This window comes from Kitasatospora xanthocidica (assembly GCF_014656195.1).
GTDB classification, from domain to species: domain Bacteria; phylum Actinomycetota; class Actinomycetes; order Streptomycetales; family Streptomycetaceae; genus Kitasatospora; species Kitasatospora xanthocidica.
Map to the genome: position 1 here is coordinate 158,370 of NZ_BNBY01000007.1, position 22,987 is coordinate 181,356.

Below are 22,987 nucleotides of genomic sequence, written 5' to 3' on the forward strand. Positions count from 1 at the left end.
GGGACCTTCACCCCATGCGCGTCGTGCTGCTCGGCGGAGCCGGATACATCGGCTCCGTCGCCTCCCACCGCCTCGTCTCGCTCGGCCACCATGTCACCGTCGTGGACGGCCTGATCTACAACCGCGGGGACGACCCCGGCCAGCTCCTGCCCAGCGCCGCCACGTTCGTCCCCGGGGACGTGCGTGACCCCGAGCTGCTGGCTGGGGTCTGCGACGGCGCGAACGCCGTCGTGCACCTCGGCGGGATCGTCGGAGAGCCGGCCTGCCGGCTGGACGAGGAGTTGGCCGTCGAACTGAACTACGCCGCCCCGATGGTCGCCGCCGAGGCCGCCGCCAGCGCGGGCGTCGGTCAGTACGTGTTCTTCTCCTCGTGCAGCGTCTACGGCCAGCGCGAAGGCACCGTGGACGAAGACACCGAGCCCAACCCGCTGGGCATCTACGCCCGGACCAAAGTCCTCGCCGAACGGCGCCTGCCCGACGTGCTCGGCGAAGTCACCGCATTGACGAGCCTTCGGCTGGCGACCGTCCACGGTTCCTCGCCCCGTCAGCGCCTGGACTCCGTGGTCAACTCCATGGCCTCGCGCGCCGTCGCCACCGGACGCATCCCCCTCAACGGAGGCGCCCAGCGCCGGCCCCTCGTCCACATCGGCGACGTCGCCAGGGTGCTCGCCGCCGTTCTGGACAAGGATCTGACCGGGGCGTGGAACATCGGCAGTGACCAGGAGAACCACACCATCGCCGATGTCGCCGAGACCGTGGCCGCCATCGTGCCCGGATCGAGGATCCAGCGCGGCCCGGAGCGCGACGAAGCCGACGCCCGCGACTACCGGGTGAGCTTCAGCCGGCTCCAGCAGCACCTCCCCGGGACGTGCTCCACCACCCTCAAGGACGGCGTGCAGGAGATCGCCGACCTCTTGGCGAACCGTCAGATCACCGACCCGGAGGAGCCCCAGTACGACAACCACCGGGGCCTGGCGGCGGCTCTCGCCGCGGGCAAGGTGCGGAGTGTGCGCGCTCCCGAGTGCCGGCGCTACCTGGCCGATTACACCGCCGTGTGGGGGCGGCCGTGACCACCGTCGCCCCGTTCCTGCCGTGGAACCGGCCCTTGCTCGGGCAGGAAGAGGAAGCCGAGGTCATGGACACCCTGCGCTCGGGCTGGCTCACCCACGGCCCTAAGGCCGGCCGGTTCGAGGAAGCGGTGAAGGCCGAACTCGGCGTCGAGGACGCGTTCGCGGTCTCCTCGTGCACCGCCGCGCTTCACCTGGCTCTGCTGGCGGCCGGGATCAAGCCGGGCGACGAGGTGATCACACCGAGCCTGACCTTCTGCGCGGCCCCGAACGCCATCGTCCAGTGCGGCGCCAGACCGGTGTTCACCGAGGTCGATCAGGTCACCCTCACCATCGACCCCGGGGCGGCCGAGCAGGCGATCACCTCCAGGACGAAGGCCGTCGTGGTCATGCACTACGGCGGCCAGCCCTGCGATCTCCTGGCCTTCCGCAAGCTTGCCGACGACCATGGCATGGTCCTGATCGAGGACGCCGCCCACGCTCTGCACGCCTGGCGCGACGGCCTGCGGGCCGGCAGCGTCGGCGACCTGGCGGTGTTCTCCTTCTACGCCAACAAGGTCATCACCTGTGGCGAAGGCGGGATGATCGTCGGGCGCGCCGACCTCGTCCAGGCCGCCCGCCTGCTCGGCCGGCACGGCATCGACACCTCCGTGTGGCAACGGCACGGCAAACGGAACACCGCCGACTACGAGGTCACCGTGCCGGGCCTGAAGTACACGATGCCGGACATCACGGCCGCGGTCGGCCTCCAGCAGTTCCAGAAGCTGCCCGACTTCACCGCCCGCCGAGCCCTGATCGCCGCCTCCTACGACCGGTCCCTCGCCAACCTGCCCGGCCTGCGGCTACCCATCGTCGCGGACGGCGTCCGGCACGGCTGGTTCCTCTACCCGGTCCTGATCGAACCGGCGGGCGGCCTGACCCGGGACATGGTGGCCGAGATGCTCCTGAACGACCACGGGATCGGCACCAGCGTGCACTTCAAGCCGGTGCACCACTTCGCCGCGTACCGCCACCTGGACTGCCACCTGCCCATCACCGAGCAGATCGCCACCCAGCAGCTCTCCCTGCCCTGCTACCCGGCGATGACAGCTGCGGACGTGCAGCGTGTCATCGACGCCGCCCACGCTGTCTGGTGCTGACCCCCGCGTGCCGGGCCGGCTGTCAGATCACCGGCGGCCGGCCCAGCCGCGTCATCCGCCACACCGTGCTCCACCGCATCGGCCGCCGCGGCGGGCACGGCACCCGAACACCCTCGAAGAACCCCGACCACCACGCCTTGAGCCCGGACATGGGCGGCCGGCGGACCAGCGTGTACAGCGCCCAGGAGGTGAGGTAGACCGGCACCAGAGGGGCGGGCAGGTGGCGCTTGGCCAGCCACACCCGGTTCCGGGCCGTCATCCGGTAGTAGGCGGCGTGCCGGGCCGGGTCGGTACGGGGGTGCTGCAGCACCAGGTCGGCGCGGTAGTCGATCCGCCAGCCCGCGTCCAGGGCGCGCCAGGCGAAGTCGGTCTCCTCGTGCGCGTAGAAGAACTCGGCGGGGAACAGGCCGACCTGGTCGATCACGCTCATACGGATGGCGTGCCCGCCACCCAGGAACGTCGTGACCGGACCGGACTTCAGCGGATCGCTCTCGCCGAAGCGCGGCACGTGGCGGCGCTGGGTGAACCCGGTCTCATCCGCGATCCGGAAGCTGACGATGCCCAGCTCCGAGTCCCGCTCGAAGGCATCCCGGATCAGCCGGAACGTGTCGGTGCGGGGCAGCAGCCCGTCGTCGTCCAGGACGACCAGCACGTCCGTGCCGCCCAGCTCGCGCAGCCGCTCGACGCCGGCGTTGCGGCCCCCGGGGATGCCGAGGTTCTCCGGCAGCTCCACCGCGTCCACCCACTCCGGCAACTCGGGCAGCTTCACGCCCTGCCCGAGCACGACGGTCCGAACGCCGCTGTCGCCGCCGTCCTGGGCCCGTACCGACTCCAGCAGCGCCGCCAGCTCCGCAGGCCGGTTTCCCATCGTCAGCACCACCACGCCCAGTGTGACGCCCATCGCACCCGACCCTTCGAGGAACCTTCATGATCTCGCCGACACCCCGACCCGGCGGCGGACCGTCGCTGCACGAGCTGGCCGGCACCGGCCGACTGCCGGACCACCAGGTGATGGATCGGCCGACGCTGGACTGGATCGCCCGCCACCGGCCCGCCGACCCGGGTGTCCGGGCCAGACTGCCACACCGGCCGCTGCTGCTGGTACCGAACGTCTCCTGGTTCGCCCGCACGCAGACGGCCACCTCGATCCACGGCGTACGCCACGGTGCTCGCGTCGCCGTGCTCGTGCAGTTGCTCGCCCCGAGCCACGGCCTCACGCCGGGCCGGGGGCTGGCGCTCGCGGCAGCTGCGGCCTGCCACGACTGCCGGCGGCTGAACGACCGCGACGATCCCGGCCACGGCCGCCGCGCCGCCGACTGGCTGACCCAGCACACCGCGAGCCTTCAGGCGACGTTCAGGACTGCGGCCACGACAGAGGCGATCACCGCAGTCGCCCTCCACGACGTGCCGCACAACGCCTTCGCCCGCAGAGAGGAACGCGCCTATCGGCAGCACCAGGTGGCGGTGGACCTCCTCAAGGCGGCTGACGCGCTCGACCGCTACCGGCTGCCACTGGCCCGCTGGTGGCCCGATCTCAACCACCTGCGCCTGCAGGTTCCCGCCTGGACCACAGTGCTCGCCCACGACCTGGTGGTGGGCAGCGAGCATGCCCACCTCTACGGCGCGACCGATACCCAGGCCCTGGAGCGCGCGCTCCAGGCCGTGATGCCCGAATAGGAGAAGCCCCCGTGCACACCGAGTGGGACCTCGCGCACACCGACTACAGCGCACCTCCCGACCGACCGCTGCCGGCCGGGCTCACCGACTCCGAGGCCGACTGGCACCAGCGCCTCGAACAGGCCCCCAACGGGCACCTGCTGCGCGAGGACGCCAACGCCATGCTCGCCTCGCTCACCGCCGGCGGTCCGGTCTACCTCCTGCACCTGACCCGTTCCCTGGACGCCATCCGCTCCAGCGGCCACCTGCTCGCGTCCACCGGCTGCCTGATCGGGGCCGTCTACGGATCGCCCCTCACCCCGCTGCCTGGCGGCGTGCTGCGGCCCCACAACCTCGGCTCCTACCTGCTGGACGCCCGCCACGGCCTGGCCAGCCGCCGCGACAGCACACCCCTGGTCATCCAGGTCACCCCCGGTCGCCCGGCACCGGTCAAGGGCCTGGACTACCTGCGGCTCGGCGGCATCCACCTGTGGACCTACCAGACGTACCGGCACTTTCTCACCGCAGCCGAGGACGACCAGGTACTGCGGTCTGTCGTGGACCGGGTGCGCGTCGCAGCTCCGTTCCTCGACAAGCTCCTGCACAACGCCAGTGGTGGCACGACTCCGAACGAGTCGTTCATCGACGCCCTTGCCGCAACGGTCCCCGTCCTTCCCTATCTCGGGTACCTCTACTTCGAGACCGTCGCCGAGTACCTGATGCTCCACTCCAGCAGCCGGGCCACCCGGGAGTACGCGGACTGCGGGGAGATGAACAACCGGCTCTACAAGGAACTCGCCTTCTCCGCCGTGGACAGCATGGGCACTCTCTTCGACCTCGGGCGGTTCTACCCAGGCCACACCCGACTCCTCGATCTCATCGGACGCATCGAGCCCGGCCTGGCAGCGTCGGCCGCCGACTACGTTCGCCGGCGCATGTCCCACCTTTTTGCCGCCACATCCCTGACGCCACGCCAGGACATCCGGAATTTCACGTTCCACACTGCCGGTCTGGGCACGCTGGCCAAGACGGCACCACGCCTCCTCGGCCAGCTGATCTTCCGAGAGATCCGGCTTCTCGACCGCTACCCGCAGCTCTACCACTGCTTCGAGCAGGCCAAGGCTCTTCAGGCGTGGGCCTACTGGAACAAGGAGGGCATCCTGACGCCATTCAACGGCGTCAGCCCCAAGGGAGAGATCGGCATCAACCCGGCCTGCCCCAACGCCCGGTTCACAGTCTGGACGGCGGAGTCATGCAGGCAGGGGCTTCTCCATCCGGTTGAGCAGATCGCCGCCGTTCCAGCCCCCCGGCTCGTACCGTGGCTGGTTGCTCCCCTCCGGAACCGGACGGAGGAGGAGCGGTGGTCGAAGCGCCGCGCGGCCCCGACGTGATCGAGCGGCACCAGTTGATCGTGCTTCGCGGCAACTCCTACGCGGTCTTCGGTGTCTGCCTCAGCCCGCCGCGCGTCCCGGTAAGCCCTGGTCGCCGCCCTGTCCCATACCGTCCGAGAGGAGAACGCCGCATGACCTTGCTCGAACTGCCGGCCACCAGCAACACCGCCGTCGTCACCGACCTCACCGGCTTCACCGTGACCGACCCCATCGCTGGACCGTTCGACAACCGGCCCACTTGGGACAACTGGTCGAACAAGACCAAGGGCAAGTAACGCCCGCCCCGACCTTCGAGAAAACGGAGCCTCCCATGGACGACATCACCTTCGGTCGTGTCACCGTGACCCTGCCCCACCTGAACGAGCCCGGCCTCTACCTGTCCAACGTCACCACCCTGGGCTCCGCCCGGGGCATCGTCCAGAACTTCCAGTACTGCGACGCCGACCTGCGGGCCCTGGACCTCGCCGAGACCCGCCTCGTCACCGGCCGCGTCTCCAACATCCGGGCCGACCGCGTGCAGCTCGATCAAGTCCGCCTCGACTCGGTCGAGTTCGACACCTGCGACCTGGCCACCGCCCGCATCACCGATAGCAAGCTCTCCCGCGTCGTCTTCCGCAACTGCAAGATCATGGGCGCCGCCGTCACCGGCACGACCTTGGACAACGTCCTGTTCGACAACTGCAAGCTCGACTACTCGACGTTCGAGCAGGTCCGCGTCACCGGCCCGGTCGCCTTCACCAAGTGCGCGCTCGTCGAGGCGTCGTTCACCGGCTGCGACCTCGGCGGCGCAGTCCTCGACGCCTGCACCCTGCGGCTGACCGAGTTCGGCCGGGGAAAGTACCAGGGCCTCGACCTGCGAGGCAACGACCTGACCACGCTGCGGGGCGTCGCCAACCTCGGCAAGGTCCTCATCGACCGCACCCAGCGGGCCGAGCTCGCCGAAGCCCTGGTCGCCGAGCTGGACGTGACCTTCGGCGACACCCTCGACGACCGGTAAATCACGCCCGGGAGGAACCCGCGTGACTCTCGCGATCGCCCACACCGACCCCAATGACCGCTATCCGCACACCGACGACCTGCGGGCCTACGCCGCCCTCGGGCTGCCCCTTCGCGTCTTCCGGCTGCGGCTCGATCCCGGCGAGGGCTACATCGCCCCCACCGAACTGCTGCCCCACGACGGCTCCACCGAGGGCCAACCCGAACCGTCCACCGCCGCGTTCTGGCTCGGCCACTGGCCACGAGGCGTCCTGGCCTCGCCGATCTGACACCGCCCAGTGCGAGCTGTTCCGCTGCCCGTGATGGCGGCAGCGTCGCCTCCAACTCCCGTTCACATAGGAGAACTTCCATGGCTGGTGCGCCGCCGCAGAACTCCCGTCCGGTCATGCCTCGGCCCCCGGCCGGTCTGACCTTCGACCAGGAGCTGTGCGGGCTCGTGCTCGACACCGCACCCCGTCTGTTCGCCGTCGTCCAGGTGTGTGGCGAGGGACTCCCGGACGTCGACGGGTGGGTCGTGGCCTGGGGGTTCGTCGACCACGGCGGGCCGGCGCACGTGATCAGCATCGACGGGCAGGCGCGAATGACCCTCGCGTCCCCCGATCGGGCCCTGAGCCATTTCGCCGGGCGACCGGGGATCACCGCACGGCTGGTCTGGCTCGCACAGCCGAGTGCAGCCACAATCGACCAGGCCGAAGCCGCCTGACCGCCCGTCCCACCGAACAGGAAGCAGACCACCATGCAGCGCCGCGTCCGCGCAGTCCTCGTTACCCCGAACAACACCACACTGCTGATCAAGCGCATCCGCCCCGGCATCGCCCCGTACTGGGTGATCGTCGGCGGAAAGATCGAGCCCACCGACGCCAGTCCCAAGGAGGCCCTGCTGCGCGAGGTCCGCGAGGAAATCGCGGGCGAGGCCGAGATCGTCAGCCTTCTCCACACCATCGAGACGGACGACGAGCGCCAGGACTTCTACCTCGCCACCGTCGACAAGTGGAGCTTCGAGGATCGCACCGGGCCCGAGTTCAGCCAGGCAGGCCGGGGCGAGTACTTCCTGGAGGAGATCCCCCTCACCACCGAAGCCCTCGACGCGATCAACCTCCTGCCTCAGGAGATCGCCGCAGTCCTCCGCAAGGCCGTCGAACGCGGGGACCTTCTCGCCGCCAGGTAGCGGCAATCCGGCAACTGCGTCAGCACACTGGTCGCGCACCGAATGTCGTGAACGTCTCACGCTGCGTCAAATGCCGTGGTACGTTCCGTAACCCAACCGAAAACAGGTGACCCCGGCGGTGCTGGAACACCCCGGGGCCCGGCAACAGGAGCTGACACTCCCGATGCGCGTCCATCGTAGCGCCCACGTGCGCAATTTCACCGTGCTACCCAACGCCGTCCTCCAGTACCGGCGGCTGTCCTACACCGCCCGGGGTCTGCTCGCGGACCTCCTCTCCCGCCCCGACGGCTGGCGCGAAGACGGACGGCACATGGCCGACAGCAGCCCCCAGGGCCGAGGCGCGATCCGCAAGGCGTTGAAGGAACTGACCGAGGCCGGGTACTACCGGGTCGAGAAGATCCGCATGCCCGACGGCACGATCATCACCGAAACCCACGTCTACGACACCCCACACCTCACGGGGCCGCCGGGTACCACCCGTCCGGCGCCCGGTGAAGCGGCAACCGGCCGTGCTGGCAGCCCTGTTGTAAAGAACCGGCACCAAGAACCCTCCCTCCCCACAAGCCCGGCAGACGAAAGCGACCGGGAAGGAGAAGAGGAAGCACCCGAGATCCGCGAGGCAGCGGCCACGCTGTTCCGGGTGATCCGCCCCGAGCCCCGGCTGCGCCTGGGCGAGGCCGAAGCACGGGAACTGGCACCGTTGGTGGCGCAGTGGCTGCAACGCGGCGCGGCCCACGCAGACCTCGCCCACGCCCTGCTGCCGGGCCTGCCCACCCCGGTGCACTCGGCGGCCGCCGTGCTCCGCTACCGCCTGGAGCGCAAGATGCCGCCCGCCGGGCCTGCCGCGCGGCCACCGGCCCGGTACGCCGAGTGCGCCAAGTGCCACGACCCCGTGCCCCGGCCGGGCATCTGCCGCCCGTGCGCCGGCCTGACCACCCGAACCCCCACGGCCCGCAAGGGCGCGGACGTGGCCACCGCAGGTGCCGAACGAGTCCGGACTGCCCTGCGCTCCGCAATAGCCGGCAGTCGGCCTGCACACATCGCCGCCTGAGACGCGCTCTCCCACCAGCCCGAAAGGGCTCCGGCAGGTACATCACCCTGCTCCATCAACGCCGCGCTCGGCCAGGCCCGGGGCGGGCACCCGCCGGCAGGCGGGTGGGGGGTGGACGGCGGGGAACGGCGGTGAACCTGCTCAACAAGGGGATGCTGCGCGGGTGTTCACCCCAGAAACGCCGCTGCGGCGCGACCCCCGAGGGGTTCGCGCCGCAGCGGAACAACGATCGCCCAGCGACCTCAGACGTTGAACCCCAACGCCCGCAGCTGGTCGCGGCCGTCGTCAGTGATCTTGTCGGGGCCCCACGGCGGCATCCAGACCCAGTTGATGCGCAGGTCCTTCACCAGGCCGTCGGTGGCGGTCTTGGCCTGGTCCTCGATGACGTCGGTCAGCGGGCAGGCCGCCGAGGTGAGCGTCATGTCGATGGTGGCCACGTCGGACTCGTCGATGTGGACGCCGTAGATCAGGCCCAGGTTGACGACGTCGATGCCCAGTTCGGGGTCGACGACGTCCATCAGGGCCTCGGTCAGGTCCTCGACCGAAACGGTGCCGGCCGTGGTGCCGACGATGATGCCGGTCTGCTCCTCCGCAGCGGAGGCCGTGGCGTCGGCGGTGGTGTTCTCGTCACTCATGGTCTGTTCCTCCTCTGCGGGATCAGTCGTTCACGGCGGGGTGCTGGGCGAGCGCCTGGGCGGTGGCGTCCTTCCAGGCCATCCAGCTGAGCAGGGCGCACTTGACCCGGGCCGGGTACTTGGAGACGCCGGCGAACGCGACCGCGTCCTCCAGCACCTCCTCGTCGCCCTCGCCCTGGCCCTTGCTCTGCATCAGCTCCAGGAAGGCCTCCTGGACCGCCTGCGCCTCGCCCACGGTCTTGCCGACCACCAGGTCGTTGAGCACCGAGGCGCTCGCCTGGCTGATCGAGCAGCCCTGGGACTCGTACGAGACGTCGACCACCGTCGGGCCGTCGAGCTTCACCCGCAGGGTGATCTCGTCGCCGCACGTCGGGTTGACGTGGTGCACTTCGACGTCGCCGTCCCGCAGCCCCTTGCCGTGGGGGTTGCGGTAGTGGTCCAGGATGATGTCCTGGTACATGGAGTCGAGCTTCATGGTCGTCCTGCCCCGTCCCGTCAGCCGAAGAAGTTCCGGACGTGGTGCAGGCCGTCGATCAGCGCGTCGACCTCGCCCGGCGTCGAGTACAGGTAGAACGACGCCCGCGTGGTCGCCGGAATTCCGTACCGGAGGCAGACCGGCCGCGCGCAGTGGTGGCCGACGCGCACGGCGATGCCCTGCTCGTCCAGCACCTGGCCCACGTCGTGCGGGTGGATGTCGCCGAGGGTGAAGGAGATCGCCGCGCCGCGGTCCACGGCCGTGCGCGGGCCGATGATCCGGAGGTCCGGGACCTCCAGCAGCCGCTCGACGGCGTACTCGGTGATCGCGTGCTCGTGCGCCGCGATCTTCTCCATGCCGATGCCCTGGAGGTAGTCGATGGCCGCGCCGAGCCCGACCGCCTGGGCGATCGGCGGGGTGCCGGCCTCGAACTTGTGCGGTGCCGGGGCGTAGGTGGACGAGCCCATGGTGACGGTCTCGATCATCTCGCCGCCGCCGAGGAACGGCGGGAGGTCCTCCAGCAGCTCCTGGCGGCCCCAGAGCACGCCGATGCCGGTCGGGGCCAGCATCTTGTGGCCGGTGAAGGCGACGAAGTCGGCCTCCAGCGCCTGCACGTCCAGCACCATGTGCGGCGCGGCCTGCGAGGCGTCGATGACGACCAGCGCGCCGACCGACTGGGCCTTGCGGACGATCGTCTCGACGGGGTTGACGGTGCCGAGCAGGTTGGAGACCAGGGTGAAGGAGACCACCTTGGTCTTCTCGGTGATCAGCTCGTCGATGTTGGACAGGTCGAGCCGGCCCTCGTCGGTCAGCCCGAACCACTTCAGCTTCGCGCCGCTGCGCTGCGACAGCAGCTGCCACGGGACGATGTTGGAGTGGTGCTCCATCTCCGTGATGACGATCTCGGAGTCGGCGTCGACCCGGTAGGGCTCCTCCGCCCAGGCCAGCATGTTGGCGACGAGGTTGAGCGACTCCGAGGCGTTCTTGGTGAATATCACCTCGTTGCGGCTCGGCGCGTTGACGAAGGCCGCGACCTTGTCCCGGGCGCCCTCGTACAGCGCGGTGGCCTCCTCGGCGAGCACGTGCACGCCGCGGTGGACGTTGGCGTTGTGCCGCTCGTAGTAGGCGGTCAGCGCCTCCAGCACCTGGCGCGGCTTCTGCGAGGTCGCCGCGTTGTCCAGGTAGACCAGCGGCTTGTCGTCGTGCAGGAGCCGCTGCAGGACCGGGAAGTCCTTACGGATCGCGTCGGTGTCGAGCAGTCCCGTAAACGTATGGGTCACTCGGAAGCGCCCCCCTTCACGTACGCCTCGTAGCCCTCGTTCTCCAGCTTGTCGGCGAGCTCGGCGCCGCCGGACTCGACGATGCGGCCGCCCGCGAAGACGTGGACGTAGTCGGGCTGGATGTACCGCAGGATGCGGGTGTAGTGGGTCACCAGCAGGGTGCCGACCTCGCCGGTGGAGCGGACCCGGTTGATGCCCTCGGAGACGATCCGCAGCGCGTCGACGTCCAGGCCGGAGTCGGTCTCGTCGAGGATCGCGATCTTCGGCTTGAGCAGCTCCAGCTGGAGGATCTCGTGGCGCTTCTTCTCGCCGCCGGAGAAGCCCTCGTTGACGTTGCGCTCGGCGAAGGCCGGGTCCATCTGGAGGGCGGCCATCGCCTCCTTGACCTCCTTCACCCACAGCCGCAGCTTGGGGGCCTCGCCGCGGACGGCGGTGGCGGCGGTGCGCAGGAAGTTGCTGACCGAGACGCCGGGGACCTCGACCGGGTACTGCATGGCCAGGAAGACGCCGGCCTTGGCGCGCTCGTCGACGGACATCTCCAGGACGTCCTCGCCGTCCAGCAGCACCGAGCCGCCGGTGACGGTGTACTTGGGGTGGCCGGCCAGCGAGTAGGCCAGGGTGGACTTGCCGGAGCCGTTCGGCCCCATGATGGCGTGGGTCTCGCCCTGCTTGACGGTGAGGTCGACGCCCTTCAGGATCTCGCGCGGGCCGTTCTCGGCGTCCACGGAGACGTGCAGGTCGCGGATTTCAAGGGTTGCCATGTGTACTCAGGACTCCTGGTTGACGGAGACGAGCACATCGTCCCCTTCGATCTTTACGGGGTAGACAGCGACCGGCTTGGTGGCGGGCAGGCCGGAGGGCTTGCCGGTGCGCAGGTCGAAGCTGGAACCGTGCAGCCAGCACTCGATCATGCAGTCCTCGACCTCGCCCTCGGAGAGCGCGACGTTCGCGTGCGAGCAGATGTCGTTGATCGCGAACACCCCCTCGTCGGTGCGGACGACGGAGACCGGCACGCCGTTGAGGTCCACGCGCTTGGGCACGTCCTCCTGGAGGTCGCTCAGCGCACAGGCACGGAGGAAGGTCATCGGGGTCAGACCGCCGCTTCCAGCTCGGCGTCGATCTTCTCCATGAGCTGGTCCTGGACCTCGGCCACGCCGATCTGCTGGAGCAGCTCGGCGAAGAAGCCGCGCACGACCAGGCGCCGGGCCTCGTCCGCGGGGATGCCGCGGGCCTGCAGGTAGAACAGCTGCTCGTCGTCGAAGCGGCCGGTCGCGGAGGCGTGGCCGGCGCCGACGATCTCGCCGGTCTCGATCTCCAGGTTCGGGATCGAGTCGACCCGGGCGCCGTCGGTGAGCACCAGGTTCCGGTTGAGCTCGTAGGTGTCGGTGCCGACCGCGGCGGCGCGGATCAGCACGTCGCCGACCCAGACGGCGTGCGCGTCCTGGCCCTGCAGCGCGCCCTTGTACGCCACGTTCGACCGGCAGTGCGGCGTGTCGTGGTCGATCACCAGGCGGTGCTCCAGGTGCTGGCCGGCGTCGGCGAAGTAGAGGCCGAACAGCTCGGCCTCGCCGCCGGGGCCCGCGTAGCTGACCCGCGGGTGCAGGCGGACCAGGTCGCCGCCGAAGGTCACGACCACGGACTTGTACGAGGCGTCCCGGCCGACCAGCGCGCTGTGCTGGGCGGCGTGGACGGCGTCGCGGTCCCAGTCCTGGACGGAGACGAAGGTGAGCTTGGCACCGTCGCCGACCAGCAGCTCGACGTTGGCGGCCCGGGTGCCGGTGCCCTCGTGGTTGAGCACCACGACGGCCTCGGCGAACGGCTTGACGTCGATCACCACGTGGGCGAAGCGGACGCCGCCCTCGCCGCGCACGTCGATCCGGACCGGCTCGGTCAGCACCGCGTCCTTGGGGACGGTGACCACCAGGGCCTGCTCGAACCCGCTGAACGCCTGCGCGGCGACCCGGTCGACCGGCGTGCCGGCCTTGCCCAGGCGGGCGTCGTCACGGCCGACGGTCTCGGCGGTGACGCCGTCCGGCAGCGTGAACCCGACCTTGTCCTCACCGCGCTCGCCGGCGGCGGCGGTCCCGTCGTGCAGCCCGCCGAGGCGGTGCAGCGGGGTGAACCGCCAGTCCTCCTCGCGGCCGGTCGGCACCGGGAAGTCGTTCACGTCGAAGGACGGCTTGACCGCGACGCGCGCGTCGATCGGCTGGTGGACGGTGGTCCGACCGGTGCCGGGGCCGGCGAGCTGCGCGCCCGCGCCGGCGGTGCCGACCTCGATCGACCCGGCGGTGGTGGAGCCGGTGGTGTTCTGCTCAGCCATGGCTGTTCGTAGTGCTCTCTTCCTCGGAATTCGGTGGACGGCGGTAGCGGCCGGGCGTCAGCCGACCGCGCCCTCCATCTGCAGCTCGATCAGCCGGTTGAGCTCCAGCGCGTACTCCATCGGCAGCTCGCGCGCGATCGGCTCGACGAAACCGCGGACGATCATCGCCATCGCCTCGAACTCGGTCATGCCGCGGCTCATCAGGTAGAACAGCTGGTCCTCGCTGACCTTGGAGACGGTCGCCTCGTGGCCCATGGACACGTCGTCCTCGCGGACGTCCACGTACGGGTAGGTGTCCGAGCGGGAGATGGTGTCGACCAGCAGCGCGTCGCAGAGCACGTTGGACTTGGCGCCCTTGGAGCCCTCGCCGATCTCGATCAGACCGCGGTAGGAGGTCCGGCCGCCGCCTCGCGCCACCGACTTGGAGATGATGTTGGAGGAGGTGTTCGGCGCCATGTGCACCATCTTGGCGCCGGCGTCCTGGTGCTGGCCCTCGCCCGCGAAGGCGATCGACAGGGTCTCGCCCTTGGCGTGCTCGCCCATCAGGTAGACGGCCGGGTACTTCATGGTGACCTTGGAGCCGATGTTGCCGTCGACCCACTCCATGGTCGCGCCCTCGTACGCCACGGCGCGCTTGGTGACCAGGTTGTAGACGTTGTTCGACCAGTTCTGGATGGTCGTGTAGCGGCAGCGGCCGCCCTTCTTGACGATGATCTCCACGACCGCGGAGTGCAGCGAGTCGGAGGAGTAGATCGGCGCGGTGCAACCCTCGACGTAGTGGACGTAGGCGTCCTCGTCGACGATGATCAGCGTCCGCTCGAACTGGCCCATGTTCTCGGTGTTGATCCGGAAGTAGGCCTGCAGCGGGATGTCGACGTGCACGCCCTTCGGCACGTAGATGAACGAGCCGCCGGACCACACCGCCGTGTTCAGCGCGGCGAACTTGTTGTCGCCGACCGGGATGACGGTGCCGAAGTACTCCTTGAAGATCTCCGGGTGCTCGCGCAGCGCGGTGTCGGTGTCCAGGAAGATGACGCCCTGCTCCTCCAGGTCCTCACGGATCTGGTGGTAGACGACCTCGGACTCGTACTGGGCGGCGACACCGGCGACCAGGCGCTGCTTCTCCGCCTCCGGGATGCCCAGCTTGTCGTAGGTGGCCTTGATGTCCGCGGGCAGGTCCTCCCACGACTCGGCCTGCTTCTCGGTGGAGCGGACGAAGTACTTGATGTTGTCGAAGTCGATGCCGGAGAGGTCGGAGCCCCAGGTCGGCATGGGCTTCTTGCCGAACAGCTTGAGGCCCTTGAGCCGCAGGTTGAGCATCCACTCGGACTCGGACTTCTTCGCGGAGATGTCGCGCACGACCTCCTCGCTGAGCCCGCGCTTGGCCGTGGCACCGGCGGCGTCCGGGTCGGCCCAGCCGTACTCGTAGTTGCCGAGGCCTTCGAGCTCGGGGTGCGAAACGGTGTCAGTCATGCGAGCTTCCTAACGCGCGGACGCTGAATCTTCGGTGGACGCGGGATTTTCATGTACTGGCAGTCGGCACTGCATCGGAGCCGCGGTCCGCGGAACCCCGGACGGGCGACGATGCGGCACCGGGTGCCGGCACATAGGTGGTGCAGACCCCGTCGCCGTGGGCGATGGTGGCCAGCCGTTGCACATGGGTGCCCAGGAGCTGGGAGAAGACCTCGGTCTCCGCCTCGCAGAGCTGCGGGAACTGCTCGGCGATGTGCGCGACCGGGCAGTGGTGCTGGCAGAGCTGGGCGCCCGCCGGGGCCTTGGCCGCGGCCGACGGGACACGCCGCACCGTGGCAGCGTACCCGTCCGCGCTGAGCGCCTGGGCGAGTGCCTCGGTGCGTTCCCCGGCGTCGGCCCGGTGCAGCGCTTCCAGGTACTTCTCGCCCTGCTTGCCGAACCTGGCCCGGGCGAAGGCGGCGACCGCCTCCTCGCCCGCCTTGCCGCCGCCCACCGAGTCCGAGATCCAGCGCAGCGCGTCGGCGGCGAGCTGGTCGTACGCCTGGTAGAAGGCGTCCCGGCCGGCGTCGGTGAGGGCGAAGACCTTGGCCGGACGGCCCCGGCCGCGGCTGCCGTAGACCCGCTGTTCGCGGGACTCGACCAAACGGGCGGCGGTCAGTCCGTCGAGGTGGCGGCGGACGGCCGCGGCGGTGAGGCCGAGGCGGTTCGCGAGGTCGGCGGCGGAGGAGGGGCCGTGGTCCAGGATCGACCGGGCGACCCGGTCCCGGGTGGCCCGGTGGCCCTCCAGCAGCACCTCGGCCGCCGTCACGGGCACGTCACAGCCGGGGGCCGACTCGGCCTCCTGGTGCGTGGCGTGCTCGCGCATGTTTTTCACAACACCAGTGTTGCGTAATTACTTCCATTGGGACAAGCCGTGATCCAGGCCTCACCGGTGTCATCGATCACGCAGGTAAGCCTTACCTGACCTGGGAAAACGATCACCGAGGCCGCCGTGGGGCCCGCGCGTGAGCGCCTCTTAGACTCGCCGGTATGCATTCCGAACCCGCGGTCCAGATCGCCGGGCTGGTCAAGCGATACGGCGACAAGCCCGCGGTGGACGGCCTCGACCTCACCATCGCACGCGGCGCGATCACCGCCGTCCTCGGCCCCAACGGCGCCGGCAAGACCACCACCATCGAGACCTGCGAGGGCTACCGCCGCCCCGACGCCGGCACCGTCCGCGTCCTCGGCCTCGACCCGGTCACCCAGAGCGCCGCCCTGCGCCCCCGGATCGGCGTCATGCTGCAGTCGGGTGGCGTGTACGCGGGCGCCCGCGCCGTCGAGATGCTCCGGCACACCGCCAGGCTGCACGCCCACCCGCTGGACGTGGACGCCCTGGTCGAGCGCCTCGGCCTCGGCTCCTGCGGCCGCACCACCTACCGGCGGCTGTCCGGCGGCCAGCAGCAGCGGCTCGCCCTGGCCATGGCCGTGGTCGGCCGCCCCGAGCTGGTCTTCCTGGACGAGCCCACCGCCGGCCTCGACCCGCAGGCCCGCCGCGCCACCTGGGAACTGGTCCGCGACCTGCGCCGGGACGGCGTCACCGTGGTCGTCACCACCCACCACATGGACGAGGCCGAGCAGCTCGCCGACCGCGTCGCCGTCGTGGACCGCGGCAAGGTGATCGCCGACGGCACCACCGAGGAGCTGTGCCGCGGCGGCGCCGAGAGCTCCCTGCGCTTCGACGGCCCGCCCGGACTCGACCTCGCCGCGCTGCTCAAGGAGCTGCCCGAGGGCGCCACCGCCGTCGAGACCGCCCCCGGCAGCTACCGGGTGGAGGCGGCCGTCGACCCGCGGCTGCTGGCCACCGTCACCGGCTGGTGCGCGGCCGTCGGCGTCCTGCCCGAACGGCTGTCCGTGCAGCGCCGCAGCCTCGAAGACGTCTTCCTCGACCTGACCGGACGGGAGCTCCGCTCGTGACCACGACCGACTACGCCCCGAAGCCGGGCGCCGCCCCGGTCGGCCGGATGCTGCTCGCCCAGACCGCGTTCGAGACCCGGATGCTGCTGCGCAACGGCGAGCAGCTGCTGCTCACCGTGGTCATCCCGACCGTGCTGCTGGTGCTGTTCTCCGCCGTGGACATCGTCGCGGTGGAGGGCCCCGGCAAGCGGGTCGACTTCCTGGCCCCCGGCCTGCTCGCGCTCGCCGTGATGTCCACCGCCTTCACCGGGCAGGCCATCGCCACCGGCTTCGAGCGCCGCTACGGCGTGCTGAAGCGGCTCGGCGCCAGTCCGCTGCCGCGCTGGACGCTGCTGACCGCCAAGACCGGCTGCGTCCTGGTGACGGAGGCGCTGCAGGTCGCGCTGCTGTCGGTGATCGCGCTGGCGCTCGGCTGGTCCCCGCACGGCAACCCCCTGGCCGTCGTCGCGCTGCTGGTCCTCGGCACCGCCGCCTTCTCCGGGCTCGGCCTGCTGATGGCCGGCACCCTGAAGGCCGAGGCCACGCTGGCCGCCGCCAACCTGGTGTTCATCCTGCTGCTGCTCGCGGGCGGGGTGGTCGTGCCGCTGGGCAAGTTCCCCGACGCCGTGCGGTCGGTGCTGGAGCTGCTGCCGATCTCGGCGCTCTCGGACGGCCTGCGGTCGGTGCTGCAGACCGGCGCCGGGGTGCCCTGGGCGGACCTGGGGATCCTGGCCGGCTGGTCGGTGCTCGGGCTGGCCGCGGCCGCCCGGTTCTTCCGCTGGGAGTAGGACCGCTCCCCGCGGGGAGATAGGACCGCTCCCCGAGCCGTACCCGCGACGCACGACGCCCCCCGGCCTTTCCCGGCCGGGGGGCGTCGTGCTGTTCAGCCCGGGTCGCGTCAGCCCTGGCTGCCGCTGCGGCGCTTGCGGGCGAGCAGGACGAGCGCGCCGCCGACCAGCAGCACGCCGCCGCCGGCCGCCGCGATCATCGGGGTCGCGTCGCTGCTACCGGTCTGGGCGAGCACCGGCCCGCTGCTGCTGGGCGCCGGGGACGGGGTGCTCGGCGGCGGCGTGACCGGCGGGGCCGTGGACGGCGTCCCGGTCGGCGTCGGCGTGGGGGTCGGGGTCTTCGACGGCGTCACCGTGGGCGTCGGCGTGGGCGTCGGCGTCTTGGTGGGCGTGGGGGTCGGGGTGGGCGTGGGGGTCGGAGTCGGCGTGTGGCACGGCTCGATGGTCTTGGTCTCGTTGATGTTCCAGCCCTTCTCGTCCGGCTTCTCCGAGGTGGCGACCACCAGGTTGGCCTTGATCGGGGCGGTGTGGTCCTTCACCGGGAAGGTGCCGTGGAACTCGGCGGGGAAGGCCTTGGCGTCCAGGACCTTCTCGCCGTCGATGGTGAGGCTGACGGTGTTCTTCACGTCAGGCTTGGGGCTGTAGTTGATCAGGTCGATCACGACCTTGTCGCAGGTCACCGACCAACTCGGCACGTGCGCCGAGGCGTTGCCGGCCAGTGCCAGGGGCAGTAGAAAACCGGCCGCCGCTGTGCCGGCGAGTGCCGCCGCGCCGATCCCGATGTGCCGCTGCTGTCGCGCCATTAGGCTGTTCCCCTCCGAACGGTCTTGTGCAGCAGGCGTGTTGACTGGTTCGCGGTGGCCCGCTACGACTGTCCGGGGGACTCTACCGGCACTCCCGCATCCCGCCACACCCCGCCGTACGACCGGAATTCGTCTGTCCGTCCAGTCTTCGATGTGCATGACCAGCCCATCACAGCCGCCACCTCGCTGAACGCGGATTCGGCAAACTTGAATGAACTTAGTCACCTTTCAGACAGAACGGCGCCCCCAGTGATCGGGTTCAATCACCGGGGGCGCCGCTTCAATCACCCGACGGACATTCGGGCTTTTCGGTCCCTATCAGGCCTTCTTGTCAGGCCTTCCTGGCCGCCTTGCGCCGCGCGGCCACCACGATCGCGCCACCGGCGGCGATCACCGCGGCACCGCCGATCGCCAGCGGCAGCACCGGGCCGGCGCCGGTGTGCGCCAGGTTTCCGCCACCGTTCGCCTGGGCGGACGGGCTCGCCGAACCGGAGACCGCCGGAGCGGCCGTCGAGGCACCGGCCGACGGGCTCGCCGAGCCGCTCGCACTGGGCTTGCCACTGCCCGGCGCGGACGGGGTGCCCGTCGGGCTCGCCGACCCGCTCGGGGAGGCCGAACCGCTCGGCGTCACCGACGGCGAGCCGGTCGGCACCACCGGCGGCACGGTCGGCGTGCCGGTCGGGGTCGGGACGGTGGTGCCCGGCAGGCAGCCGGTGAACGGGTAGTGGTGCGTCTCCGCGCCGCCCTTGCCGGCCAGCGAGGCCGCGATCACCGAGCCGTTGACCGGGCCGCCGCTGCCGAGGTCGAAGGCGGCGTTCGGCGCGAGCACCGTACCGGCCCAGGCGGCCTGGCTGTTCTTGACCACCTTGGTGGCGGTCGGGAAGTTCCAGAGCAGCTTGGCCCGGATCGCCCCGCCCGCCGCGCTCTGCGCCTTGTCGTCCAGGACGAAGGCCGAGGTGCCCGTGTCCCAGAGGTGGAAGCCGGTGGTCCCGGCCGCGGCCATGTCGTACGAGCCGCCGGTCACGTTGACCACCGTCACCGAGCCGGCCGGCACCTTGAGGTAGACGTCCTTGGCGCCCTGCAGCTTCGCCGCGTCGACGGTGAAGCTGTTGTACTTCGCGTCCCCGCCGGTGAACGTGAGCTTGGCGCCCTCGGCCTGGACGGTGGCGCCCGCGGTCTGCGGCACGGCGGCCAGCGAGGTGGCGGCGGCGCGCAGCTTGGCGAACTCGGCCTTGAAGTCGATCGGCGAGGCGCCCTGGGCGACGACGCCCTGGTGGGCCTGGACGACCGCGCCCTCGGCCTTGGAGCCGTAGACGCCGTTGCCCTTCATCACCTGGGTGTTGCGGCCGGTGATGCGGCCGGCCACCACCAGCGCGTTCTTGCCGGGCAGCGCGTCGACCTCGGCGGGGGTCAGCTCGTGGCCGACCGAGAAGCCGCCGGTGAAGTCGGCGTCACCGCCGACGGCGACCGCGCCCTCGGCGTCCGGGGTGTGGGTGTCGTCGCCCTCGATGAACTCGCCGTAGAGGTTGGCGACCCCGAGGCCGCGGCACTCCTGGTCGGCGCCGACGGCCTGGGCGGCCGGCGCGACCAGACCGGCCAGTACGAACGAGCCGCCGATCGCGAGCGCGGCGGCGGAAGTGGGTATGCGCATGTGCAGGATCTCCGCTTGGGTGCGGGAGGAGTGGGAGAGGCCCGAAAAAAAGGTATGGACCAATCCGCACTCTTTCGGCCGAGCGGGTGATTGGTCAAGACCATTGACCACCTTGTCCGAACAGTCCGCTTTGGCCCCCGGCCGCCGCACCCCGCGCCCCGCCCCAAGATCGCCCGTAAGGCCGCCTACGATGGAGCGCGTGCTGAACCCCTTCTCCCTGCTCGCCGAGCGCTGGCAGCCCTCCGCCGCGATGGTCCGGCGCGCCACGTTCGCCGCGCTGGTGATGAGCGTGGTGATCGTCGTCACCGGCGGCGCCGTCCGCCTCACCGCCTCCGGCCTCGGCTGTACGACCTGGCCCCGCTGCACCGCCGAGAGCCTGACGCCCACGGCGGAGATGGGCTTCCACGGCATCGTCGAGTTCACCAACCGGATGCTCACCTACGTGCTGAGCGCGGCGGTCGGCTGGGCCATCCTGGCCGCCCGCTGCCACCGCCCGTGGCGGCGGAGCATGACCAAGCTCGGCTGGGCCCAGTTCTGGCTGGTGATGAGCAACGCCGTCCTCGGCGGCATCACGGTCCTCACGGGCCTCAACCCGTACACCGTCGCACTGCACATGATCGCCGCCATGGCGCTGGTCTGGGTCGCCCTGCTGATGTGGGAGCGCTCCAAGGAAGGCGACGGCCCGGCCGAGCTGTCGGTCGCCCGCCCCATCCACCAGCTCTCCTACGTCCTGGTCACCGTGGTCGGCCTCCTGGTCGCCGCCGGCACCCTGGTCACCGGCGCCGGCCACCACCCGGGCACGCCCAAGGACAACAAGATCGTCCCCCGCATCCCGATCGACTACGACAGGCTCGCGCAGTTCCACGCCGACTTCGCCTTCGTGTCCGTGGGCCTGACCATCGCGATGATCTTCGTCTTCGCCGCCGTCAAGGCCCCGCAGCCGGCCAAGGCCCGCGCCAAGGAACTGCTGGCAGTGCTGCTCCTCCAGGGCGTCCTCGGCTTCATCCAGTACTTCACCGACGCCCCCGAGCTCATGGTCGGCCTCCACATGCTCGGCGCCACCCTCACCTGGATCGCCGCCCTCCGCATCCCCCTCGCCCTCCGCACCCGCGAGACCGAAGAGCCCGCCGACCACCTGCCCGCCCAGACCCCGCAAGCCGCGGCTGTCTGAGCATCGTCGAAGGCCCCCATCCGCGTCGGATGGGGGCCTTCGACGTGTCACAACAGCTGCCGCCCGTCACGTGGCCCGCTCGGAAAGGCTGCCGAGGGTAGGACGAAGCAGATCGAGGACGTGGGTCCAGCTGTACTTGTCGCGGCCTCCGCCGGACTTGGGCTTGTGGGGCACGTAGTCGCCGATCAGGACGCCCATCGAGCACAGTCGGGCCAGGCTCTCCGAATAGGCCGGGTGAGCGGCCTGGGCGGAGTTGACGTAAGGCTGAACGGCAACGGGGATGCCGAGCCCGTACGCCTCGCAGAGGATGCCGAGCGCAAGCGTGTCGGAGATGCCGGCGGCCCACTTGTTGACGGTGTTGAACGTCGCGGGGGCCACCGCGATCGCGTCTGCCGGGGGCAGCGGCTGCGGAATGCTCGGCGTGCGCCAGGCCGAGCGGACCGGATAGCCGGTCTGGGCCTCGATGGCGCCCTGGTCTACGAAGCCGAGGGCACTGGGGGTGGCAATCACACCGACCCTCCAGCCCTCGGCATGGGCTGCCGCGATCAGTTCGCCCACACCGTCGGCTATTCCCGAAGCGCAGACGACCACATAGAGGAAAGGCTCGCGGTTCTCGGTCAAATCCGAACTCCCAACTCCTGGCAGAAACGGCGAAGTTCCGGGACCGTACCGCGTCGGTCCCGCGCGGCCATGTCACCGACCAGTTCCAGCACGCTGGGACGCCGGCGAATGTCCTCAGAAGCACAGCTCTCCGCGATCCTGAGTGCCTGGTACCCCTCAGCCAGTCTGCCTTGTTGGCTGTAGGCCCGTGCAGCATCGACCCAGAGCGCGGCCCTCCGCTCCGGAACGGGGATGCGGCGCCGCACCAGGGGTTGAGCAGCTTCCAGCGCCGCGCCGGCGTCACCGAGAACCGCGGCCGAGCTGACTGCATGCAGTGCAACGTTGGTGGGGCTGAAGTTCGCCCAGGAGTCCGGGCTGTCAAGGGCGACATGGCGCGCAACATTCCGGGCTTCGGCAAGAAGTTCCGCTGCGGTCGCTCGGTCGCCACCTGCACTTGCTGCGGTCACGCCACGCAGGAGCATGAGCCCGAATGCCGCAAGGTACTGGGGCGTTCTCCGGTCATAGCCGCCGCCGAGTTGGTCTGCGGTGTGATGAATGAGGCTGATGGCGGGTGCGATGTGCCGATCGCGCGCGAGAACGTGGACCTGAACGCGAACGCTGGAGGCCAGCACCACCGGATCATTGCTCCGCTCAGCCTCAGCCATCGCCCTGCCCACCGCGAGCCAGGCATTGCCCTGATCGCCGAGTTTGAGCAACAGACTCACAGCGGTCTGATAGGCCGTCGCAAGCATTCCGGAGAGGGTTTGGTCGTCACCTCCCGCCGCGCTCTGGGCATGCCGGAGGTCTGCGATCAGCAGCGGCAGAGACGCTTCAAGTTCAGCGTACCGGCAGGAATAGAAGTTCCTGCGGGCCTGAGACAGCCGGGCTGCAAGTGCCGTCGACGGCTGCAGTGGGCGATCGGAGAGTACTGGTCCGGGCAACAGTTCGCGAACGAGCTCCATCCCCGCGCGGGGCGGTCCTGCCGGAGCTGCAAGCGCAGCAACGCTCGCCGCCAGAAAGTTGCGCCGATGCATGTCATCCGTCCTGCCGTCCGTACTGGTAGGAGAGGCAAGCCCGAGGCTCCCCGGAGGAATCCCGAGCACAGCTGCAACCGCCCGTAGGACACCCACGTCCTGCGTTCCCTTACCGCTCTCCAGCCGACTGATCTTCGATTGGTGGTAACCCAACTCGGAAGCCACATCTGCCTGAGACCGGCCGCTGAGCACTCGCGCCCGGCGAATCACTTCGCCGGGCGCGAGTTCCACGGAGTACCCCTTGGCCATCCACGACATGGATCCTCCTACCGGCACCGATCACACCCGATATGCCGAGCGTAGCCACACGGGGACAACTGGTGATGCCGGATCTGCATGAATCATGCGCAGCGG

26 protein-coding genes are annotated in these 22,987 nt (G+C 70.2%); 13 read left to right on the forward strand and 13 right to left on the reverse strand.

Going from position 1 to position 22,987, the window contains the following annotated elements:
- Positions 1-14 precede the first annotated feature (14 nt).
- Together IE332_RS15235 and IE332_RS15240 are read left to right on the forward strand one after the other, a co-directional pair.
- The gene (locus tag IE332_RS15235) at positions 15-1,070 is read left to right on the forward strand and encodes an NAD-dependent epimerase/dehydratase family protein (protein WP_189916386.1); all 1,056 of its coding nucleotides are present in this window, start codon (positions 15-17) and stop codon (positions 1,068-1,070) included.
- Positions 1,067-2,206, forward strand: a complete 1,140-nt coding sequence (locus IE332_RS15240) for a DegT/DnrJ/EryC1/StrS family aminotransferase (RefSeq protein WP_229928615.1) — start codon at positions 1,067-1,069, stop codon at positions 2,204-2,206. Before IE332_RS15235 ends, IE332_RS15240 begins: the two co-directional genes overlap by 4 nt.
- Positions 2,207-2,228: 22 nt before the next feature.
- On the opposite strand, the gene IE332_RS15245 is transcribed toward IE332_RS15240, so the two are convergent.
- Positions 2,229-3,107 (reverse strand): glycosyltransferase family 2 protein, encoded by an 879-nt coding sequence (locus IE332_RS15245; RefSeq protein ID WP_189916387.1) that lies wholly within the window; start codon positions 3,105-3,107, stop codon positions 2,229-2,231.
- Between the two features lie 26 nt (positions 3,108-3,133).
- Between IE332_RS15245 and IE332_RS15250 the strand changes: the two genes are divergently transcribed.
- From IE332_RS15250 to IE332_RS15285, 8 genes are all read left to right on the forward strand, one after another.
- The gene (locus IE332_RS15250) at positions 3,134-3,883 is read left to right on the forward strand and encodes a hypothetical protein (protein ID WP_189916388.1); all 750 of its coding nucleotides are present in this window, start codon (positions 3,134-3,136) and stop codon (positions 3,881-3,883) included.
- A gap of 11 nt (positions 3,884-3,894) precedes the next feature.
- Positions 3,895-5,253, forward strand: a complete 1,359-nt coding sequence (locus IE332_RS15255) for a hypothetical protein (RefSeq protein ID WP_189916389.1) — start codon at positions 3,895-3,897, stop codon at positions 5,251-5,253.
- A 131-nt stretch (positions 5,254-5,384) separates the two neighbouring features.
- A complete protein-coding gene (locus IE332_RS15260) occupies positions 5,385-5,528 on the forward strand; it encodes a hypothetical protein (protein ID WP_189916390.1) in 144 nt (47 codons plus the stop codon).
- A 35-nt stretch (positions 5,529-5,563) separates the two neighbouring features.
- Positions 5,564-6,250, forward strand: a complete 687-nt coding sequence (locus tag IE332_RS15265) for a pentapeptide repeat-containing protein (RefSeq protein WP_189916391.1) — start codon at positions 5,564-5,566, stop codon at positions 6,248-6,250.
- 22 nt (positions 6,251-6,272) lie between these two features.
- Entirely contained in the window at positions 6,273-6,518 is a 246-nt protein-coding gene (locus tag IE332_RS15270) for a hypothetical protein (RefSeq protein WP_189916392.1), read from the forward strand.
- Between the two features lie 80 nt (positions 6,519-6,598).
- A complete protein-coding gene (locus tag IE332_RS15275) occupies positions 6,599-6,952 on the forward strand; it encodes a hypothetical protein (protein WP_229928616.1) in 354 nt (117 codons plus the stop codon).
- Positions 6,953-6,985: 33 nt separating this feature from the next.
- Positions 6,986-7,417 (forward strand): NUDIX hydrolase, encoded by a 432-nt coding sequence (locus IE332_RS15280; protein ID WP_189916393.1) that lies wholly within the window; start codon positions 6,986-6,988, stop codon positions 7,415-7,417.
- 118 nt (positions 7,418-7,535) lie between these two features.
- Entirely contained in the window at positions 7,536-8,468 is a 933-nt protein-coding gene (locus tag IE332_RS15285) for a helix-turn-helix domain-containing protein (protein ID WP_229928617.1), read from the forward strand.
- A gap of 242 nt (positions 8,469-8,710) precedes the next feature.
- On the opposite strand, the gene IE332_RS15290 is transcribed toward IE332_RS15285, so the two are convergent.
- The 8 genes from IE332_RS15290 to IE332_RS15325 are packed head-to-tail and all read right to left on the reverse strand — an operon-like array spanning position 8,711 to position 15,516.
- Complete coding sequence (locus IE332_RS15290) at positions 8,711-9,103, reverse strand: metal-sulfur cluster assembly factor (protein ID WP_189916394.1); 393 nt, start codon at positions 9,101-9,103, stop codon at positions 8,711-8,713.
- 22 nt (positions 9,104-9,125) lie between these two features.
- Positions 9,126-9,578 carry a Fe-S cluster assembly sulfur transfer protein SufU gene (gene sufU, locus IE332_RS15295; protein WP_189916395.1) on the reverse strand — a complete coding sequence of 151 codons (453 nt, stop codon included), beginning with the start codon at positions 9,576-9,578 and terminating at the stop codon, positions 9,126-9,128.
- Between the two features lie 20 nt (positions 9,579-9,598).
- A complete protein-coding gene (locus IE332_RS15300) occupies positions 9,599-10,858 on the reverse strand; it encodes a cysteine desulfurase (protein ID WP_189916396.1) in 1,260 nt (419 codons plus the stop codon).
- Positions 10,855-11,619 carry a Fe-S cluster assembly ATPase SufC gene (sufC, locus tag IE332_RS15305; protein ID WP_189916397.1) on the reverse strand — a complete coding sequence of 255 codons (765 nt, stop codon included), beginning with the start codon at positions 11,617-11,619 and terminating at the stop codon, positions 10,855-10,857. The genes IE332_RS15300 and sufC overlap by 4 nt, the downstream gene beginning before the upstream one ends.
- A 6-nt stretch (positions 11,620-11,625) precedes the next feature.
- Positions 11,626-11,943, reverse strand: coding sequence for a non-heme iron oxygenase ferredoxin subunit (locus IE332_RS15310; RefSeq protein ID WP_030055938.1), 318 nt, complete (start codon positions 11,941-11,943; stop codon positions 11,626-11,628).
- Positions 11,944-11,948: 5 nt separating this feature from the next.
- Positions 11,949-13,178: a Fe-S cluster assembly protein SufD gene (sufD, locus tag IE332_RS15315; RefSeq protein ID WP_189916398.1), complete on the reverse strand. Its 1,230-nt coding sequence runs from the start codon at positions 13,176-13,178 to the stop codon at positions 11,949-11,951.
- Between the two features lie 57 nt (positions 13,179-13,235).
- A complete protein-coding gene (sufB, locus tag IE332_RS15320; protein ID WP_189916399.1) occupies positions 13,236-14,651 on the reverse strand; it encodes a Fe-S cluster assembly protein SufB in 1,416 nt (471 codons plus the stop codon).
- A 49-nt stretch (positions 14,652-14,700) separates the two neighbouring features.
- Entirely contained in the window at positions 14,701-15,516 is an 816-nt protein-coding gene (locus IE332_RS15325) for a helix-turn-helix transcriptional regulator (protein ID WP_189916564.1), read from the reverse strand.
- Positions 15,517-15,680: 164 nt separating this feature from the next.
- Here IE332_RS15325 and IE332_RS15330 point away from each other — a divergent pair, with 164 nt between their 5' ends.
- The gene (locus IE332_RS15330) at positions 15,681-16,607 is read left to right on the forward strand and encodes an ABC transporter ATP-binding protein (RefSeq protein WP_189916400.1); all 927 of its coding nucleotides are present in this window, start codon (positions 15,681-15,683) and stop codon (positions 16,605-16,607) included.
- A 47-nt stretch (positions 16,608-16,654) separates the two neighbouring features.
- Positions 16,655-17,374 (forward strand): ABC transporter permease, encoded by a 720-nt coding sequence (locus IE332_RS15335; protein ID WP_189916565.1) that lies wholly within the window; start codon positions 16,655-16,657, stop codon positions 17,372-17,374.
- A gap of 110 nt (positions 17,375-17,484) precedes the next feature.
- Here the strand turns inward: IE332_RS15335 and IE332_RS15340 are convergent, their stop codons facing one another.
- Entirely contained in the window at positions 17,485-18,177 is a 693-nt protein-coding gene (locus tag IE332_RS15340) for an LAETG motif-containing sortase-dependent surface protein (RefSeq protein WP_189916401.1), read from the reverse strand.
- A gap of 331 nt (positions 18,178-18,508) precedes the next feature.
- Complete coding sequence (locus IE332_RS15345) at positions 18,509-19,828, reverse strand: choice-of-anchor A family protein (protein ID WP_189916402.1); 1,320 nt, start codon at positions 19,826-19,828, stop codon at positions 18,509-18,511.
- 190 nt (positions 19,829-20,018) lie between these two features.
- Between IE332_RS15345 and IE332_RS15350 the strand changes: the two genes are divergently transcribed.
- Positions 20,019-20,999, forward strand: a complete 981-nt coding sequence (locus tag IE332_RS15350; RefSeq protein WP_189916403.1) for a COX15/CtaA family protein — start codon at positions 20,019-20,021, stop codon at positions 20,997-20,999.
- 66 nt (positions 21,000-21,065) lie between these two features.
- Here the strand turns inward: IE332_RS15350 and IE332_RS15355 are convergent, their stop codons facing one another.
- Both IE332_RS15355 and IE332_RS15360 read right to left on the reverse strand, forming a co-directional pair.
- Positions 21,066-21,620: a flavoprotein gene (locus IE332_RS15355; RefSeq protein ID WP_189916404.1), complete on the reverse strand. Its 555-nt coding sequence runs from the start codon at positions 21,618-21,620 to the stop codon at positions 21,066-21,068.
- A complete protein-coding gene (locus IE332_RS15360) occupies positions 21,617-22,891 on the reverse strand; it encodes a helix-turn-helix domain-containing protein (RefSeq protein ID WP_189916405.1) in 1,275 nt (424 codons plus the stop codon). Before IE332_RS15360 ends, IE332_RS15355 begins: the two co-directional genes overlap by 4 nt.
- Between the last annotated feature and the right edge of the window lie 96 nt (positions 22,892-22,987).

Bases quoted from the DNA above. Each gene is read 5' to 3' on its own strand.
- IE332_RS15340 (WP_189916401.1), bottom strand. From the start codon at position 18,177: ATGGCGCGACAGCAGCGGCACATCGGGATCGGCGCGGCGGCACTCGCC.
- IE332_RS15345 (WP_189916402.1), bottom strand. From the start codon at position 19,828: ATGCGCATACCCACTTCCGCCGCCGCGCTCGCGATCGGCGGCTCGTTC.
- sufD (WP_189916398.1), bottom strand. From the start codon at position 13,178: ATGGCTGAGCAGAACACCACCGGCTCCACCACCGCCGGGTCGATCGAG.
- IE332_RS15265 (WP_189916391.1), top strand. From the start codon at position 5,564: ATGGACGACATCACCTTCGGTCGTGTCACCGTGACCCTGCCCCACCTG.
- IE332_RS15360 (WP_189916405.1), bottom strand. From the start codon at position 22,891: ATGTCGTGGATGGCCAAGGGGTACTCCGTGGAACTCGCGCCCGGCGAA.
- IE332_RS15280 (WP_189916393.1), top strand. From the start codon at position 6,986: ATGCAGCGCCGCGTCCGCGCAGTCCTCGTTACCCCGAACAACACCACA.
- IE332_RS15260 (WP_189916390.1), top strand. From the start codon at position 5,385: ATGACCTTGCTCGAACTGCCGGCCACCAGCAACACCGCCGTCGTCACC.
- IE332_RS15290 (WP_189916394.1), bottom strand. From the start codon at position 9,103: ATGAGTGACGAGAACACCACCGCCGACGCCACGGCCTCCGCTGCGGAG.
- IE332_RS15235 (WP_189916386.1), top strand. From the start codon at position 15: ATGCGCGTCGTGCTGCTCGGCGGAGCCGGATACATCGGCTCCGTCGCC.
- IE332_RS15325 (WP_189916564.1), bottom strand. From the start codon at position 15,516: ATGCGCGAGCACGCCACGCACCAGGAGGCCGAGTCGGCCCCCGGCTGT.
- sufB (WP_189916399.1), bottom strand. From the start codon at position 14,651: ATGACTGACACCGTTTCGCACCCCGAGCTCGAAGGCCTCGGCAACTAC.
- IE332_RS15310 (WP_030055938.1), bottom strand. From the start codon at position 11,943: ATGACCTTCCTCCGTGCCTGTGCGCTGAGCGACCTCCAGGAGGACGTG.
- IE332_RS15275 (WP_229928616.1), top strand. From the start codon at position 6,599: ATGGCTGGTGCGCCGCCGCAGAACTCCCGTCCGGTCATGCCTCGGCCC.
- sufU (WP_189916395.1), bottom strand. From the start codon at position 9,578: ATGAAGCTCGACTCCATGTACCAGGACATCATCCTGGACCACTACCGC.
- sufC (WP_189916397.1), bottom strand. From the start codon at position 11,619: ATGGCAACCCTTGAAATCCGCGACCTGCACGTCTCCGTGGACGCCGAG.
- IE332_RS15330 (WP_189916400.1), top strand. From the start codon at position 15,681: ATGCATTCCGAACCCGCGGTCCAGATCGCCGGGCTGGTCAAGCGATAC.
- IE332_RS15335 (WP_189916565.1), top strand. From the start codon at position 16,655: ATGCTGCTCGCCCAGACCGCGTTCGAGACCCGGATGCTGCTGCGCAAC.
- IE332_RS15245 (WP_189916387.1), bottom strand. From the start codon at position 3,107: ATGGGCGTCACACTGGGCGTGGTGGTGCTGACGATGGGAAACCGGCCT.
- IE332_RS15250 (WP_189916388.1), top strand. From the start codon at position 3,134: ATGATCTCGCCGACACCCCGACCCGGCGGCGGACCGTCGCTGCACGAG.
- IE332_RS15350 (WP_189916403.1), top strand. From the start codon at position 20,019: ATGGAGCGCGTGCTGAACCCCTTCTCCCTGCTCGCCGAGCGCTGGCAG.